This is a genomic window from Agromyces protaetiae, from assembly GCF_030866785.1.
Lineage (GTDB): Bacteria > Actinomycetota > Actinomycetes > Actinomycetales > Microbacteriaceae > Agromyces > Agromyces silvae.
The window spans coordinates 4016360-4031633 of sequence record NZ_CP133018.1; the positions used below are offsets into that span (position 1 = coordinate 4016360).

Sequence of the window (15274 nt, forward strand, 5' to 3'; positions counted from 1 at the left end):
TCGGCCAGGTTAGCCATGAAAGTGTGAGAAATCAAACATCGGATGAGCATTACCGAACAAATCATGTACTGTGGTGCTCATCCGATGATGGCGTGTGGGAGGAGGCGGCCTGGTGGCTGACCTGGAAGTGCTCTGCGTCGGCTCGGCCACGCACGACACCATCGCCGTCACCGACCGGTATCCGTCCGAGGACAGCCGGGTCGAGGCGCGCGCGATCGTGACGGCCGGGGGCGGCCCCGCCGCCACCGCGGCCGTCGCGCTCGCGCGGCTCGGCATCGCCGTCGGCTTCGCCGGAGTCGTGGGCGACGACGACACCGGGCGGGCGGTGCGGCGTGGCCTCGAGGCCGAGGGCGTCGACACGCGCTGGCTCGTCGGCGGGGGCACCCACACGGGCGCCAGTGTCATCGTCGTGTCGGGCGATGCATCCCGAACCATCTTCACCAGACCGGCGCCGATGCCGGCCCCCGAATCGATCCCCGTCGACGCGGCGCCGTGGATCCACGTCGACCAGACCGGCTATCCGGCCGTCGCGGCGGCCCGCTCGGCGGGTCTGCGCGCCCGGATCAGCATCGACGCGGGCAATCCCGTCCCGGCACTCGCCCTGCGCGACGTCGCGCTGTACGCGCCGACGCGTTCGGCCCTGCTCGAGCGCTACCCGGGCGACGTCGACCGCGCGCTCGACCGCGCGCACGCCGACGGCGCCGCCGCGGTCGTCATGACCGACGGCGCGCGCGGCGCCCGGTACTCGGGCGGCGGAGCCCGAGGCGCCGTCCCGGCCGTCGAGGTCGACGCGGTCTCGACCCTCGGGGCCGGCGACGTGTTCCACGGCGCCCTGCTCGCCGGGATCGTCGGCGGCGGCGATCTGGGTTCGGCCACCGCGCTGGCGTCCTGGGTCGCGGCGCGCTCGTGCCTGGCGCTCGACGGCAGATCTGCGATCCCGTTCCGGGACGACGTCCACGCGGAGTACTCCGCCCAGACCCATCGTGAGAGAGGCGACCATGCCCGCTAGTGCGGCAGACACCAGACTCGAAGCTCTGCGCAGCCCCGAGGGCGCGTTCACCATGGTCGCGCTCGACCAGCGCGAATCGCTCCGCGAGATGTTCCCGCCGGGGCCCGACGGCGAACTCGTCGACGACGCCGCGCTCGCCGAGTTCAAGGCCGCGGCCACCCGCACGCTGAGCCCGCTGGCCTCCGGCATGCTGCTCGACCACCCGCTCGGTGTGCCCGGTCGGTTCCGGCCTGCGGCGCTCGCCGCCGGGTGCGGCCTCCTGCTCGCCGCGGACCGGCTGCACAGCGCCCGCGGCGTCGGCGTGATGTCGACGGACCTCGACCCGGCGATCGACGCCGCGTATGTCTCGCATGTGCGCGCCGACGCACTCAAGTACCTCGTCATCTGGCGCCGCGGCGACGACGACTTCCGGGCCGACCTCGAGGCGTTCCTGAATCTCGCGTCGCGTGCAGGATTGCCGACGTTCATCGAGGGGATCGTCCGGCCCCCGCTCGGCGAGCAGTGGCGCTCGACTCGCGACCGCTTCGACGCCATTCTGGAGGCAGCGAACGATCTGAGCCGGGATGCGTCGGTCTACAAGGCGGAGGTCCCGGGCTATGTCGCCCAGGATGTCTCGGGCGTGGAAGCGGAGGCGAAGGTGCTGACCGAGACCATCGACGTGCCCTGGGTGGTGCTGTCCAACGGCGTCGAGCGCGACGACTTCGCGGACGCGGTGGCCGCTGCGTGCGCCGGCGGCGCCGACGGGTTCCTCGCCGGCCGGGCCATCTGGGCGGACACCGTGTCCGACCCGGACCCGGCGGCGTCGATGGCCGAGCGGTCCGTGGCACGGCTCGAGACGCTCAAGGCGCTCGTGGCCGATGCCCGCCGGGGCTCGCTGGCCGAGGACCCGATCCGATGAGCACGCCCGAGCGCTTCGCCTACGGCTCAGCGGCCGAACGCCGTGACCGGCTCGCGCGGTACGTCAACGAGCAGGGCTACTGCACCATCGCGGAGCTCTCCTCCCGGCTCGGCGTCTCGGAGATGACCATCCGCCGCGACATCGCCCGGCTGGTCGGCGAGAAGCAGGTCCGTGCGTTCCACGGCGGCGTCGGCTCCCTCGCGCCGGGCGACCTCTCCGGCATCGAGTACGTGGATCGCGACCGGCGGCGCTCCGACGCCAAGCTCGCCATCGCACAGCACGCCGTGGACTCGCTGCCGCGTGGCTCGGTGATCGGCATCGATGCCGGCACCACCGCCGCGCACATCGCCGCGAGCCTTCCCCACGACGCGGCACTCCGCGTCGTCACGCCGTCCCTGCCGGCGATCACGGCGCTCGCGGGCAACCGGGGCGTCGAGCTGACCGGACTCGGCGGCCTGCTGCACTGGGAGTCGCTGTCCTTCGCGGGTGAGACGACGCTCGCCATGATCTCGGAGCTGCGTCTCGACGTGCTGTTCCTCGCGGCCAGCGGCCTCGACGAGCGGGGCGCCTACTGCGGCAACGGGTTCGACGCGGTCACCAAACGCGCGCTGATCGAGGTCGCCGACACGGTGGTGCTCGTCGCCGACAGCTCCAAGTTCACCGCGTCCGGCATGGTGCGCATCTGCGACTGGGAGGCGATCGACGTGCTCATCTCCGACGACGAGATCTCGCCCGAGTCGGCCGCGATCGTCGCGGCCGCCGACGTCGACCTGCAGCGGGTCGCGGTCGCCGCCGAGGTGCAGCGATGAGCCGGTCGCACCGGATCAGCGTCATCGCCGGCGACGGCATCGGGCTCGAGACCGTGCCCGCCGCGATCGCCTGCCTCGACGTGATCGCCGACCGGCACGATCTCCGGCTCGAGTGGGAGGAACTGCCCTGGGGCACCGACCACTTCCGTCGCCACGGGCGCATGATGCCCACGGACGGACTCGAGCGGATCACGGGAACCGACGCCATCTTCCTGGGCGCCGTCGGCGACCCCGAGATCCCCGACGCCGAGACGCTCTGGGGGCTGCTCATCCCCATCCGTCGCGAGTTCGACCAGTACATCAACCTGCGGCCGGCCCGCTCGCTCCCCGGGGTGCCGAGCGTGCTCGCCCGCGACGTCCCGATCGACCTCGTCATCGTCCGCGAGAACACCGAGGGCGAGTACTCGTCGGTGGGCGGGCGACAGGGCTCGGGCGACCATGAGATCGCGATCCAGTCGGCGGTGTTCAGCCGGCGCGGAGTGGCCAGGGTCGCCGGGTTCGCCGCCCGGCTCGCGCGCAGCCGCACCGGGCATCTCACCTCGGCGAGCAAGGGCAACGGCATCATCCACACGATGCCGTTCTGGGACGAGGTCGTCGCCGAGGCGGTCGACGGGGTCGAGGTCCGGACCGTTCTGGTCGACGCGCTCGCCGCCGCGCTCGTGCTGCACCCCGATCGGTTCGACGTGATCGTCGCGTCCAACCTGCTCGGCGACATCCTCTCGGACCTCGCCAGCGCGGTCACCGGCTCGATCGGCGTCGCGCCGAGCGCCAACCTCAACCCCGAGCGGCGCCTGCCCTCGATGTTCGAACCGGTGCACGGCACCGCGCCCGACATCGCGGGCCAGGGCCTCGCCAACCCGACCGGGCAGATCTGGAGCGGCGCGCTGATGCTCGAGCATCTGGGGCATCCGGAGGCGGCGGCGCACCTCACGCGTGCCTTCGAGCACGCCCTCGCGTCCGGGACCCGGACCCGCGACCTCGGCGGCACGGCCACGACCAGCGAGTTCACGGCCGCGGTGATCGCGGGCATCGCCGCGACCGAGTCGGAGCGCGCGGCATGACCGGACAGGGCCTGTTCATCGGCGGACGCTGGGAACAGACGGATGCCTCGCGCCCGACGTTCGACCGCTGGACCGGCGAGCCGACCGGCCACGTCGCCGTCGCGTCCGCGGCCGACGCCGTCCGCGCCGTCGACGCGGCGGCGGCCGCGATGCGCACCGCGTTCCCCGTCGCCGACCGGGCACGCGTGCTCGCCGAGACCGCGCGGCTCGTCGAGACCCGCTCCGAAGCCCTCGCGCAGCTGATCACCGCCGAGGTCGGCAAGCCCATCACCGCGTCTCGCGCGGAGGTCGGCCGGGCGGCCGAGACGCTTCGCACCTGCGCGGAGGAGGCGCGCCGACTGCCGTCGGAGACGGTGCCGCTCGACGCGGTGCCGGCCGGCGAGGGGACGTTCGCGTTCACGATCCCGACACCCATGGGCGTGGTCGCCGCGATCACGCCGTTCAACTTCCCGCTCAACCTCCTCCTGCACAAGGTGGGCCCCGCGATCGCCGCCGGCTGCGCGGTGGTCGTGAAGCCCTCGGACCACGCCCCGCGCACGGCCGGGTTCGTCGCCGACCTCCTGCACGAAGCCGGCCTGCCCGCGGGCTGGATCGGCATCGTGACGGGGCCGCCGGCCGAGATCGTCGACGCGCTGCAATCCGACGACCGGGTGGAGGTCGTGACCTTCACGGGCTCGTCCGAGGTCGGCTGGCGCCTCAAGGAGTCCGCGCCCAAGAAGCACCACGTGCTCGAGCTCGGCTCGAACACGGCCCTCGTCGTCGCCGCGGACGCGGATCTGGCGCGAGCGGCACGCGCCGCCACGGATGCCGCACTCGGCAACTCGGGACAGGCCTGTGTCTCCTTGCAGCGCGTCTACGTCGAGCGACCGGCCGCCGACGCGTTCATCGACGCGCTCGCCGCGGCCGTCGCGGCGTCCCCAGTCGGAGACCCCCGCGATGAGCGGACCGTCGTCGGCCCGCTGATCACGGGCACCGCGGTCGACCGGCTCTCCGAGTGGATCGCCGACGCCACCGCCGACGGCGCGAGGCTCGTGACCGGCGGCGGGCGCGACGGCGACGTGCTCGCCCCGACCGTGCTCGCCGACGTCGCCGCGCAGAGTCCGCTGGTCTGCGAAGAGGCGTTCGGTCCCGTCGTGAGCGTGGTGCCCGTCGACGACCTCGCCGCGGCGCTCGACGCGGTCAACGCCTCGCGCTACGCCCTCAACACCGCGATCTACACGTCGGACCTCGCGACCGCGATGTGGTTCGCACGCGAGGCCGAGGCCGGCTCCGTGCTCGTCAACATGCCGCCCTCGTTCCGCGCCGACCACATGCCGTACGGCGGGGTCAAGGACTCGGGCCAGGGCCGCGAGGGCGTCAAGTACGCGATCGACGCGCTCGTCCGCCAGCGCCTCGTCGTCCTCCACCCCTGACCCCCCTCTCCCCCCTCCCTCTCTCTCCCCCCTCCCCCCTCCCCCCTCCCCCCCGGGTCCCCCCAGGGGTCGCCGAGTGATGACGAAACGCCTCGAGTGATGACGAAACGCCCCGCGCGACGGGGCGTTTCGTCATCACTCGGCGATGCGGGTGGGTGGGGTTGGGGTGGGTGGGTCGGGGGGGGTCGGGTTGGGGGGTGGGCAGGGCCGGGGGTCAGAGGATGGTGGCCGGGTCGCCGCTCGCCTCGTACTCGTACGCGACGGACGGGACCTGGGTGGCGAACTTGCCGCCGCTGACGTCGATGAGCTGACCCGTGATGTAGCCGGCCTGCTCCGAGGCGAGGAAGCACACGAGATTCCCGATGTCCTCCGTCGATCCCCACCGGCGCAGGGTGAGCGTCGAGAGCAGCCGATCCTGATCGGCCTGCGATCGCTCGGTGAAGCCGTTGAGGCTCGTCGGCACCATGCCGGGGGCGTAGGAGTTCACCGTGATCCCCCACGGCCCGAGCTCGCCGGCGAGCGCGCGCCCGAAGTGCGCGACGGCCGCCTTGGATGCCCCGTAGGCGGCGTGCGCGACGCTCGGGATGATGGCCGCGAACGAGGCCGCGTTGATGATCCGGCCCGACCGCTGCGCCTTCATCACCGGGATGACCGCCTGCGAGGCGAGGAACACGCCCGTGACGTTGACGTCGAGGCAGCGGCGCCACGCGGCCTCGTCGAGCAGGTCGGTCGGGGCCGTCGCACCGACGCCGGCGTTGTTGACGAGCACGTCCACGCGCCCGAACGCCTCGACGGTCTCGGCGACGACCCGTTCCATGTCCTCCTTCGAGGTGACGTCGGCCTGCAGGCGGAGCGATGCCGGCGCGCCCTCGAGGTCGGCGGCGAGCGCGTCGAGCGTCGTGGGATTGCGGTCCACGGCGACGACATGGGCGCCCTCGTGCGCCAGGCGCAGCACGAGATCGCGCCCGATGCCCTGGGCGCCGCCGGTGACGATGACGACGCGGTCGGTGAGATCGATGAGCATGGTTCTCCTCGGGGTCGGTGCCCGCTCAGCGGGCGGGCAGGATGTCGATGATCGCGGTCTCGGCGCCGAAGCCGTCGGCGGTGGCGGTGAGGATCGCCCGCCCGGTCGCGCCGGGGGTCGAGCGCACCCAGACGGCCGCGACGGCTCCGGTCTCGGCGAGGTCGATACGCGGGTCGCCGACGAGCTCCGCCGGGCCCTCGAGGCGCAGCTCGACGATCGCGTTGGTCCGGCCCCGCGCGACGCCGTGCCGGTCCTGCACCGCGACGACGACGCGTGTCGCGTCGTTGCCCTCGACGATGGCCTCGTCGTCGGGCGTGAGCGCGAGCGTGTCGGCGGCGCGTGTCCCGCTCACCCGGTGCGTCAGAACGAGCTCGCCGCCGAGGTATCCGTCGATCTCGAGGTCCGGCACGTCCTCCTCCCCGAGCCGCAGGTCGACGAAGGTCGGCGCGTGCTCGAGGTGCGGGAACCGCTCGCGGTCCGGCTCGGCCGAGGCGACGGTGCGGCCACCCAGCCGAACCTCCAGCCGGTCGAGATTCGAGCAGATCATCGCGCGCTCGCCCGGGCCCCAGAGGCGGCCCTCCGGACGGCCGCCGAACGCGTTCGCCTGGCCGAACTCCGGCGGATCCCAGGTGAACGCGGGCGCGATGACCGGGCGCACCCGCGGGTCGATCTGCGACCGGTAGATCGCCGCGCCGGGCTTGAGCACCCGGAAGACGTCGCCGAGGCCCGAGGTCTTGATGCCGCGATGATGGTTGCCCATGTTGGCCTCGTAGTCGAACCCGACCCAGGCGAGCAGCCCGCTGAACCGCTCGTCGCCACGGGCGTGATCGTGCCCCACGGCGTAGTCGAGGGCCTGGTGCTGCTGTACGAGTGCGCCGTCGTTGCGGAGGTAGAAGGTCGTCGGGCTGCTCCGCGTCGAGATCGCCTCGCTCACGAGGTAGGGCTTGCCGGGCACCGGATCGAGCAACACCGGGATCCGCTCCCCGGTCTCGTCGACCCTCGTCGTGTAGTCGTCGTAGGAGAACACGTCGTGCTGGAAGACCTGCCGGCGCGCGTAGTCGCCGAACATGGTGCCGCTCGTGGCGCGCGACGGGTCGAGCTCCTTCACGAGCGCCTCGGTGCGTGCGTAGAACTCGGGGCGATCGGCGGTCTCGTTGAGCCGAGCGCCCCACACCACGATCGAGGGCCGGTGCCGGTCGCGGGCGATCATCGCCGTGATGTCGTCGACTGCGGCGTCCTGCCACGTGTCGTCTCCGACGTATTGCCACCCGGGCGACTCCTCCCAGACGACGAGCCCGAGCTCGTCGCAGGCGTCGAGGAACGACGCGGTCTGCGGGTAGTGCGAGCACCTGACCATCTGACAGTTCAGCTCGTTCTTGATGATCTCGGCGTCGCGGCGGTGCACGCGGTCGGGCATCGCGAATCCGCCGAACGGGAAGTACCCGTGCCGGTTCACGCCCATGAGGTACCGCCTGGTGCCGTTGAGGAAGAACCCGTCCGTCTCGAAGCGGGCCTCGCGGTAGCCGGTCCGGCGCGACAGCGTGTGCACGGTGCTGCCGTCGACCCGCAGCTCCGCGACGACGCGGTACAGCCGCGGCGCGTCGAGGTCCCAGAGCTCGATCGCGTCGAGCCCCGTGATCGTCAGCGCGACCTCGGCGGCCGCCGGCGCGCTCGCGCGGGCGATCTCGCGGCCGTCGAGCTCGAGCACGCGCACCACGACCTCGGCACGGTCGTCGAGCGGACCGCCGGCGTCGATCGTGACCACGGCCTCGGTCCGACGGCGCCCGGGATCGAGGACGTCGCCATGCGTGAGCGCGAGCTCGGCGACGAAGGCGGACGGCGTGCGCAGGATCGAGACGGACCGGTGGATGCCTCCCGGCTGGAGATAGTCGATCGATGAGCTGAGCGCGGGCGCCGGCAGGTTGGGTGGCACGTTGACGTTGAAGCGCGCGTCGAGCGCGACCGCGAGCACCGAGGCGCGGCCCGCACGGACCGCGTCGGTGATCTCGAACCGGAAGGGCAGATACCCGCCGCGGTGCTCGCCGAGCGGAACCCCGTCGAGTGAGACGGTCGCGTTCGTCATGGCGCCGTCGAACTCCACGAACACCCGCTCACCCTCGCGAGCTTCGAGCTCGAGCGGCCTGCGGTAGGCCCACACCTTCTCCCAGGCGGCGGGGTCCCACGAGCGCCACGACAGGTCGCAGACGACATGCGGAAGCGTGACGGACGCCCAGCCCGAGACATCCCGTCGCGGATCGGCGAACGCCTCGACCACCTCGGGGAAGAGCCCGTCCTCGGGACCGGGCAACGGGATCTCACCACCGAACAGCCACCCGTCGTCGATCACCTGGCGGATCGTCTCCGTCATCGTCGTCATGCCTCCTCCGTCGCGCGGCGCCGTGCCGCGACATCCACATCCTTGGAACCGCCGAACCACTCGTCGCGGGCCGCGCGCAGGAACGCCGCCGACTCCGCCATCTCACCCAGGCCGTTCACGCCGTCCTCGATGCTGATCCAGCCGTCATACCCCGCGCCCCGCAGGGTCTCGAAAATGCGCGGGTAGTCGTTGAGTCCGCGGCCGATCACGCCGTGCCGCAAGTCCGGCGAGTAGCCGATCGTGCCGTCGGCGAGGCGCAGCGCGTCGAGGCTCGCGCCGTCGGCGAGGTACCGGTCCGACGCCTGCATGGTGAACACCCGGTCGACCACCTCGGCGAGGAAGGCGGCGGAGTCCTCGCCCGCGACCAGCGCGTTCGAGGGATCGAACTGCACGCCGAACCACTCGCGATCCTCGATCCGGCTGAGCAGCTCGAGGAAGACCGGCTTGCGTTGGGCGAACTCGGGGTACTGCCACGTCGACGCCTTGTAGTGGTTCTCGAGACAGAGCGCGACGCCGAGCTCTCGGGCGAGCGGCAGCAGCTCCTCGATCGCCTCGGTGGCCCAGTCGAGTCCCTGCTCGACGGCGACCTGCGGGTGGGCCTGCCCCGACAGCACCCGGCAGGTCGGTGCGTCGCCACCGAGCGCCGCGGCGAGCCGGATCGCATCGGCCTGGTGGTCGCGTTCCCGCGCCCGCTGTGCGGCGTCGGGGTGCGTGAAGTCGGGTGAGGCGCAGAGCATGGGCATCTCGAACCCGGCGTCGGCGAGCGCCTCGCCGACGGCGTCGATCTCGGCCCGCCCACCCTCGTGGAAGAAGCCCGGGTGCAGCTCGAGACCGTCGACACCGAGCGTGCGGGCGAGCTCGATCCACTCGAAGATCGTCATCGAACGGTCCACGATGAGTTCGTGCAGGAAGGCCTTGGGGAAGGCGGCTATGCGCATGGGTCCGATCCTCGTCGTCCGGTTTGTTATATATTGAACATATATTTGCGAAAAAGCACAACTTGGAGGTTCGATGATCGCCGAGCAGCTCACGGATCCCGTGGTCTACCACGGCGAAGGCGCGCATTGGCACGAGCCCTGGGGCGGGGTGCGCTGGGTCGACATGCTCGCGGGCGATGTGCTGTTCCGCAGCGATGCCACCGGCGAGATCCGCCGCACGCCGACCGGCTCGCGCGTGGCGGCGATGGTGCGCCCACGCACGGGCGGCGGTCTCGTCGTGGCCACCGAACGCGGCTTCCTGCTCTGGGACGCCGCGGAGCGCGAGGAGTGGCGATCGGCCGACCTCATCCCGGCCGACGCCCGCTTCAACGAGGGCGCGATCGATCCGCTGGGCCGGGTGCTGTGCGGCACCATCCACGACTCCCGTGAGCCGGGCAGTGCCGATGTGTGGCGCCTCGGCGTGGACCGCGGGGCGACGCGGATCCTCGACGGCGTGACGATCTCGAACGGCCTCGGCTTCGCAGCCGACGGATCGCGCGCGTTCTACGTCGACTCACGGACGAGGCGCGTGGACGTGTTCGACGTGGACGCCGACGGCGAGCTCGTCGCCCGCCGGCCCTTCGTCGTGGTGCCCGACGAGGTCGTGGGCAATCCCGACGGGCTCTGCGTCGACGCCGAAGGCGGGGTCTGGGTCGCGTTCTACAACGGGGGCGCGGCGCGGCACTACGACCGCGACGGCAGGCTGGACGCGGTGGTCGAGGTCCCGGGCGTCTCCCGCGTGACCTCGTGCGCGCTCGGCGGCTCGAGCGGCACCACGCTCTACCTCACGACCTCTCGCGAGGGACTCGACGACGAAGCCGAGCCCTCGGCGGGTGCGCTCTTCGTCGCGACGGCGGATGCGCCCGCCGTCCCGGTGCGAGAAGCCGCCCTCTGACGATCACGCCCACGGCCTGCTGACGCACGCGCGGGCGTCGGATCATCCGATGAGATCGTCGGCCACCCACGCTCAGTGCGGCGCGTGGTACTCGGCCTCCCCGCGTCGCCAGTAGCCCTTCACGATCACGCGCTCGGCGTCGAGAGCCCATCGGTCGAGGACCAGCGCGCGGCCGGGTTTGACGATCGAGTGCTCGGCCGCGATGAACGCGAACACGTCGCCCGCGTCGGCGGCCGGCGCAGGGCGGTCGGCAGCGCCGAGCGCGTCCAGCGCGGCGGCGAGGGCGGACCCTTCGGATGCCTCGCCGCGATGCACCCAGCGCAGCTCGGTGCCGGCCGGGGCCTCGATGGGCGGCCGGTGGTCCGCATCCGGCACCTCGACGAGTACGAGGCCGCGCCCGTCCGGCGCGACCCGCGAGAGTTGCTCCAGGAAGCGGCGGATCGCGGGCAGCGCGGTCTCGTCGCCGGCCAGGAACCATCCGGCGGGCGAGCCGTCGACCACCATGGACCCGCGCGGTCCGCCGACGCCGACGAGGCTGCCGACCGCCGCCTCGGCCGCCCAACGCCCGGCCACACCGTGGCCGTGCACGACGAACTCGAGGTCGAGCGAGCCGCCCGAGGCATCCCACGCGAGCGGCGTGTACTCACGACTCGGGAACTCGCGCAGCGCGTCGGTGTCGACCAGGTCCGGCACCGACGCGCCGTCGGGGAAGAACACCCGGAGGTGATCGTCGCTGCCCGGCGAGTCGAACCCGCGCAGCGCGTCTCCTTCGAGGCGGACGCGGACGTAGTGCGGCGCGAGCCAGGTGCGTGCCGTGAGCCGCACCGGGCGGAAGACCAGCTCGTTGGGCCGGCGGGTCAGGGTGAACGGCATGGGGGCTCCTTCGCTGAGGGGTTGGGGGGTGGGGCATCCGCGCGCTCAGACGCGGTAGTACACGGCGAGGCGACGACCGCGGTGCTCGAGCACCTCGACGGGCGTCTCGAACACCTCGCTCAGCACCTCGGGTCGCATGATCTCGTCCGGCGTGCCGGCTGCGGCGATCCGGCCGCCCGACAGCGCGACGATGCGGTCGGCGTACGCCGCGGCGAAGTTGAGGTCGTGCACGACGAGCACGATGGTCCGCTCGAGCGCGTCGGCGGCGTCGCGCAGCCGCTGCATCATGGCCGCCGCGTGCCGCATGTCGAGGCTCGCGAGCGGCTCGTCGAGCAGCACGTAGTCCGTGTCCTGCGCGAGCACCATCGCGACGAACGCGCGCTGGCGCTGCCCGCCGGAGAGCTCGTCGAGGAACCGGTCCTCGAGACCGCCGAGGTCGAGGAAGCCGATCGCGCGCTCGATCGCCGCGTGGTCCTCGGCCGTGAGCCGGCCGCGCGAGTGCGGGAAGCGCCCGAAGCCGACGAGCTGGCGCACCGTGAGCCGGGCCACGAAATGGTTCTCCTGTTTGAGGATCGAGACCACCTTCGCGAGCTCCCGGGGCCGGGCGGTGACCACGTCGAAGTCGCCGACCCGCACGGTGCCGCTGTCGGCGTCGAGCAGCCGGCCGATGATGGTGAGCATGGTCGACTTGCCCGCGCCGTTCGGACCGACGAGCGCGGTGATGCCGCCGCGTGCGATCTCGAGGTCGATCGGGCCGAGGGCGTGCGCTCCGCCGTACCGTTTGGCGACGCGTTCGAGGGTGATCATCTGAGCCCCTTCTTCAGGATGACGACGAGGAATGCGACGCCGCCGACGAACTCGATGATGATCGTCACGAGGCCCGCGGCGTAGAAGACGTGCTGCAGCACGAAGTACGCCCCGAGCAGCGTCGCGATCGCGACGAGCACGGCCATGGGCAGCGTGCGCGCATGGTCGTCGACGCGGACGAACTGGTAGGTCATGGTCGCGACCAGGAACCCGAAGAACGTCATCGGCCCGACCATGGTCGTCGAGATCGAGATGAGTGCGGCCACGACGACGAGGAGCGCGACGACCTCGCGCCGGTAGCGCAGGCCGAGGTTCGTCGCGGCGTCGCGGCCGAGCGCGAGCACGTCGAGGCTGCGACGGCGCAGCCACATGAGCACCGCGACAGCCGCCACGATGACGCCCGCCCACGGCAGCACCTCGGGGTTGCCGCGCCCGATGCTGCCGAACAGCCGCGCCGCGAGGATGTCGAACTCGCTCGGCGTCAGCAGCCGCTGCAGGAACGTCGACACCGAGGCGAAGCCGACCCCGAGCACGACCCCGACGAGCAGCAGCACGTGCAGGTTCTGCCGCTTCCCGGAGAACAGCCAGCCGTACAGCACGCTCGCGAACACGATCATGGCGAGGCTCTGCACGACGATCTTGCCGACGCCCTCGACCTGCGTCGCGGCCATGCCGAACACGAAGACGAGCGCCGTCTGCATGAGCGTGTACAGCGCGTCGAAGCCGAGGATCGAGGGGGTCAGGATGCGGTTGCCGGTCGCGGTGTGGAACAGCACGGTCGCGAGCGCCTGGCAGGTCGCCACGAGGGCGATGGTGCCGACCGCGGTCGCCCGGGACTGCACGATGATCCAGAAGCCGGGCTCGCCGAACGGCAGCGGATTCGCCCAGGTGAGCAGCAGCACGGCGAACACGATCGCGAGGCCCCCCGCGACGGTGAGCCCGATGACCTGGGCGCGATCGGTGCGCGCGGTCGTCGCGGACCGCGCGGCGCGCGCGGCGGGGCGGATGCCTCGGGCCGAGCCGTGCACGGTCGCCTCAGCCACGGCGCCGGACCAGGAGCGTGACGAAGACCGCGCTGCCGACGATGCCGAGCACCATCGACACCGGGACCTCGAACGGCCAGCGCACGACGCGCCCGATGAGGTCGCAGACGGTGACGAGCAGGACGCCGCCGAGGCACACCCACGGCAGGTTGCTGCGGAGGTCGTCGCCGCGGATCATGGACACGATGTTCGGCACGACGAGGCCGATGAACGGCAGGAACCCGACGACCACGGTCGTCACGCCCGTCGCGACGGCGACCAGCGCGGTCCCGCCGAAGAGCACGACCTCGTATCGCAGGCCGACCGAGGTCGCGACGTCGCGACCCAGGCCGGCGACGGTGAACCGGTCGGCCGCGATGAACACGAGGAGCGTCACGATCGCGACCACCCACAGCACCTCGTACCGGCCGCGCACCACGCTCGTGAAGCTGCCCATGAACCAGGTGCCGAGCATCTGCAGCGAGTTCGTGGATGCCGCGAGGAAGGTCGTGAACGCGCTCACGACCGCACCGAGCATGATGCCGATGAGCGGCACCACGAGGGTGGTGCGCAGCACGACCCGGCGAAGCACCGCCAGGAAGACGAGCGTGCCGGCGAACGCGGTGAGGCTCGCGACGATCATCTGCGTGGTGAGCCCGGCGGCCGGTGCGATGAGCACGGTGAGCAGCAGGCCGAGCGCCGCCCACTCGGTCGTGCCGGCGGTGGTCGCGTCGACGAAGCGGTTCTGCGTGAGCATCTGCATGACGAGCCCGCTGACCGCCATTGCGCAACCGGCGAGGACCAACGCGATCGTGCGCGGGATGCGCGTGATCGCGAACATCTCGCCGCCGAGCTCGCCGCCGACGACGTCGTAGACCCCGACGAACAGGGACGCGGCGAGCACGGCCAGGGTGACGAGCAACGCCGCGGGCAACGCGAAGCGCCGGAGGCGCGCACCGCGACGGGTGCGCACCTCCGGGCCGACGGCGGATGCCGTTCGCGAGGTCGTCACGGGGCTCAGGCTCCGAACGCCTCGGCGATCTGCTCGTAGAGCGCGGTGTACGACTGGATGTCCTCGGTGAGGTAGAAGTTCGGGTCGACGTAGATGATCTGGCCCTCCTTCACCGCGGTCACGTTGGCGAGCGCCTCCGAGCCCTCGATGAGCTCCACCGCCGGCACATACCCCTCGGCGTTGGTGAGGGCGCCGTCGCGGTCCATCACGATGAGCCAGTCGGGGTTCGCGGCCGCGATCGCCTCGACGCTGATGTCGTCGCCGTGCGAGGTGTCCTCCGCGGCCTGCTCGATGGCGGGCACGAGGTCGAGGGTCGGGTACAGCACGCCGAGGCTGCGGCCGGTCACCGGCGCGATGTAGGCGATCTCGCCGCCTGAGGTGAGCAGCGTGGTGACGGTCGACTCGCCGTCGTAGGCGCCCTTCGCCTCGTCGATCGCCGACTCGAACGCGGCCGCGAGCTCTGCGGCCTCCGCCTCACGGTCGAAGATCTGGCCGAGGATCTCGATCTGACGGACGAGCTCGGCACCCGGCTCCTCACCCTCGCGGGGTGCGATCTCGATGACCGCCGCGTCGGGGTTCTGCGCCACGATCGCATCGTACGACTCCGCGAAGCGGTACCCGCCGATCACGAGGTCGGGCTGAGCGGCGACGATCGACTCGAGCTTCGGCTCGAAGTGCGCGCCCGCGTCGAGCACCGCCTCGTCGTCCGTGTAGACCGGCCAGATCGTGCCCATGATCTGCTTCGGCGCCGCGACGAGCGGCACGTCCCAGGCCGACAGCGTCTCGAACACGTGATTGTCGAGCGCGACGACGCGCTCGGGGTTCACCGGCACCTCGATCTCGCCGTGGTTGTCCTCGATCGTGATCGTGCCGCTCGCGGCCGCACTCGTCGCCGGTTCCTCGGCATCGCTCGCGGGAGCGGCACACCCCGTGAACGCGAGCGACACGGCGGCGAGCGCGCTGATGACGATGAGGTCGGAACGGCGTCTGGGCATGGCGGAAGAGCTCCATTTCCTTCACTGGATGCTGATGCAGAAGCGCATCGAATTAGGTAAGGCTAACCTATATCTGGTGATGGAATCGCGAAAGGGGCTGCAC

Annotated in this window: 14 protein-coding genes; 6 read left to right on the plus strand and 8 right to left on the minus strand. The window is 71.7% G+C overall.

What is annotated here, in order from left to right; genetic code table 11:
* Window positions 1-112 precede the first annotated feature (112 nt).
* Genes QU602_RS18345 through QU602_RS18365 form a run of 5 tightly spaced genes read left to right on the plus strand, consistent with a single transcriptional unit; the run spans window position 113 to window position 5189 of the window.
* Window positions 113-1009, plus strand: coding sequence for a carbohydrate kinase family protein (locus QU602_RS18345; RefSeq protein ID WP_308797891.1), 897 nt, complete (start codon window positions 113-115; stop codon window positions 1007-1009).
* Window positions 999-1907, plus strand: a complete 909-nt coding sequence (locus QU602_RS18350) for a hypothetical protein (protein ID WP_308797892.1) — start codon at window positions 999-1001, stop codon at window positions 1905-1907. Before QU602_RS18345 ends, QU602_RS18350 begins: the two co-directional genes overlap by 11 nt.
* Entirely contained in the window at window positions 1904-2716 is an 813-nt protein-coding gene (locus QU602_RS18355; protein WP_308797893.1) for a DeoR/GlpR family DNA-binding transcription regulator, read from the plus strand. The genes QU602_RS18350 and QU602_RS18355 overlap by 4 nt, the downstream gene beginning before the upstream one ends.
* Window positions 2713-3777: a tartrate dehydrogenase gene (locus tag QU602_RS18360; RefSeq protein WP_308797894.1), complete on the plus strand. Its 1065-nt coding sequence runs from the start codon at window positions 2713-2715 to the stop codon at window positions 3775-3777. Before QU602_RS18355 ends, QU602_RS18360 begins: the two co-directional genes overlap by 4 nt.
* Window positions 3774-5189 carry an aldehyde dehydrogenase family protein gene (locus QU602_RS18365; protein ID WP_308797895.1) on the plus strand — a complete coding sequence of 472 codons (1416 nt, stop codon included), beginning with the start codon at window positions 3774-3776 and terminating at the stop codon, window positions 5187-5189. Before QU602_RS18360 ends, QU602_RS18365 begins: the two co-directional genes overlap by 4 nt.
* Before the next feature lie 214 nt (window positions 5190-5403).
* Here QU602_RS18365 and QU602_RS18370 read toward each other — a convergent pair whose 3' ends face one another.
* Genes QU602_RS18370 through QU602_RS18380 form a run of 3 tightly spaced genes read right to left on the minus strand, consistent with a single transcriptional unit; the run spans window position 5404 to window position 9528 of the window.
* Window positions 5404-6213 (minus strand): SDR family NAD(P)-dependent oxidoreductase, encoded by an 810-nt coding sequence (locus tag QU602_RS18370; RefSeq protein WP_308797896.1) that lies wholly within the window; start codon window positions 6211-6213, stop codon window positions 5404-5406.
* Window positions 6214-6238: 25 nt separating this feature from the next.
* Entirely contained in the window at window positions 6239-8590 is a 2352-nt protein-coding gene (locus tag QU602_RS18375) for a glycoside hydrolase family 2 protein (RefSeq protein ID WP_308797897.1), read from the minus strand.
* Window positions 8587-9528: a sugar phosphate isomerase/epimerase family protein gene (locus QU602_RS18380; protein ID WP_308797898.1), complete on the minus strand. Its 942-nt coding sequence runs from the start codon at window positions 9526-9528 to the stop codon at window positions 8587-8589. The genes QU602_RS18375 and QU602_RS18380 overlap by 4 nt, the downstream gene beginning before the upstream one ends.
* Window positions 9529-9601: 73 nt before the next feature.
* Between QU602_RS18380 and QU602_RS18385 the strand changes: the two genes are divergently transcribed.
* Window positions 9602-10462, plus strand: coding sequence for an SMP-30/gluconolactonase/LRE family protein (locus tag QU602_RS18385; protein WP_308797899.1), 861 nt, complete (start codon window positions 9602-9604; stop codon window positions 10460-10462).
* A 72-nt stretch (window positions 10463-10534) separates the two neighbouring features.
* Here the strand turns inward: QU602_RS18385 and QU602_RS18390 are convergent, their stop codons facing one another.
* From QU602_RS18390 to QU602_RS18410, 5 genes are read right to left on the minus strand one after another with little or no spacing between them, the layout of a single operon-like run.
* On the minus strand, window positions 10535-11335 hold the full coding sequence (locus QU602_RS18390) for a siderophore-interacting protein (protein WP_308797900.1): 801 nt from the start codon (window positions 11333-11335) through the stop codon (window positions 10535-10537).
* A gap of 45 nt (window positions 11336-11380) precedes the next feature.
* A complete protein-coding gene (locus QU602_RS18395; protein ID WP_308797901.1) occupies window positions 11381-12142 on the minus strand; it encodes an iron ABC transporter ATP-binding protein in 762 nt (253 codons plus the stop codon).
* Window positions 12139-13185, minus strand: coding sequence for an iron chelate uptake ABC transporter family permease subunit (locus QU602_RS18400; RefSeq protein ID WP_308797902.1), 1047 nt, complete (start codon window positions 13183-13185; stop codon window positions 12139-12141). Before QU602_RS18400 ends, QU602_RS18395 begins: the two co-directional genes overlap by 4 nt.
* Window positions 13178-14176, minus strand: coding sequence for an ABC transporter permease (locus tag QU602_RS18405; RefSeq protein WP_373692856.1), 999 nt, complete (start codon window positions 14174-14176; stop codon window positions 13178-13180). Before QU602_RS18405 ends, QU602_RS18400 begins: the two co-directional genes overlap by 8 nt.
* A 5-nt stretch (window positions 14177-14181) precedes the next feature.
* The gene (locus QU602_RS18410) at window positions 14182-15171 is read right to left on the minus strand and encodes a siderophore ABC transporter substrate-binding protein (RefSeq protein WP_308797903.1); all 990 of its coding nucleotides are present in this window, start codon (window positions 15169-15171) and stop codon (window positions 14182-14184) included.
* Window positions 15172-15274: the final 103 nt, after the last annotated feature.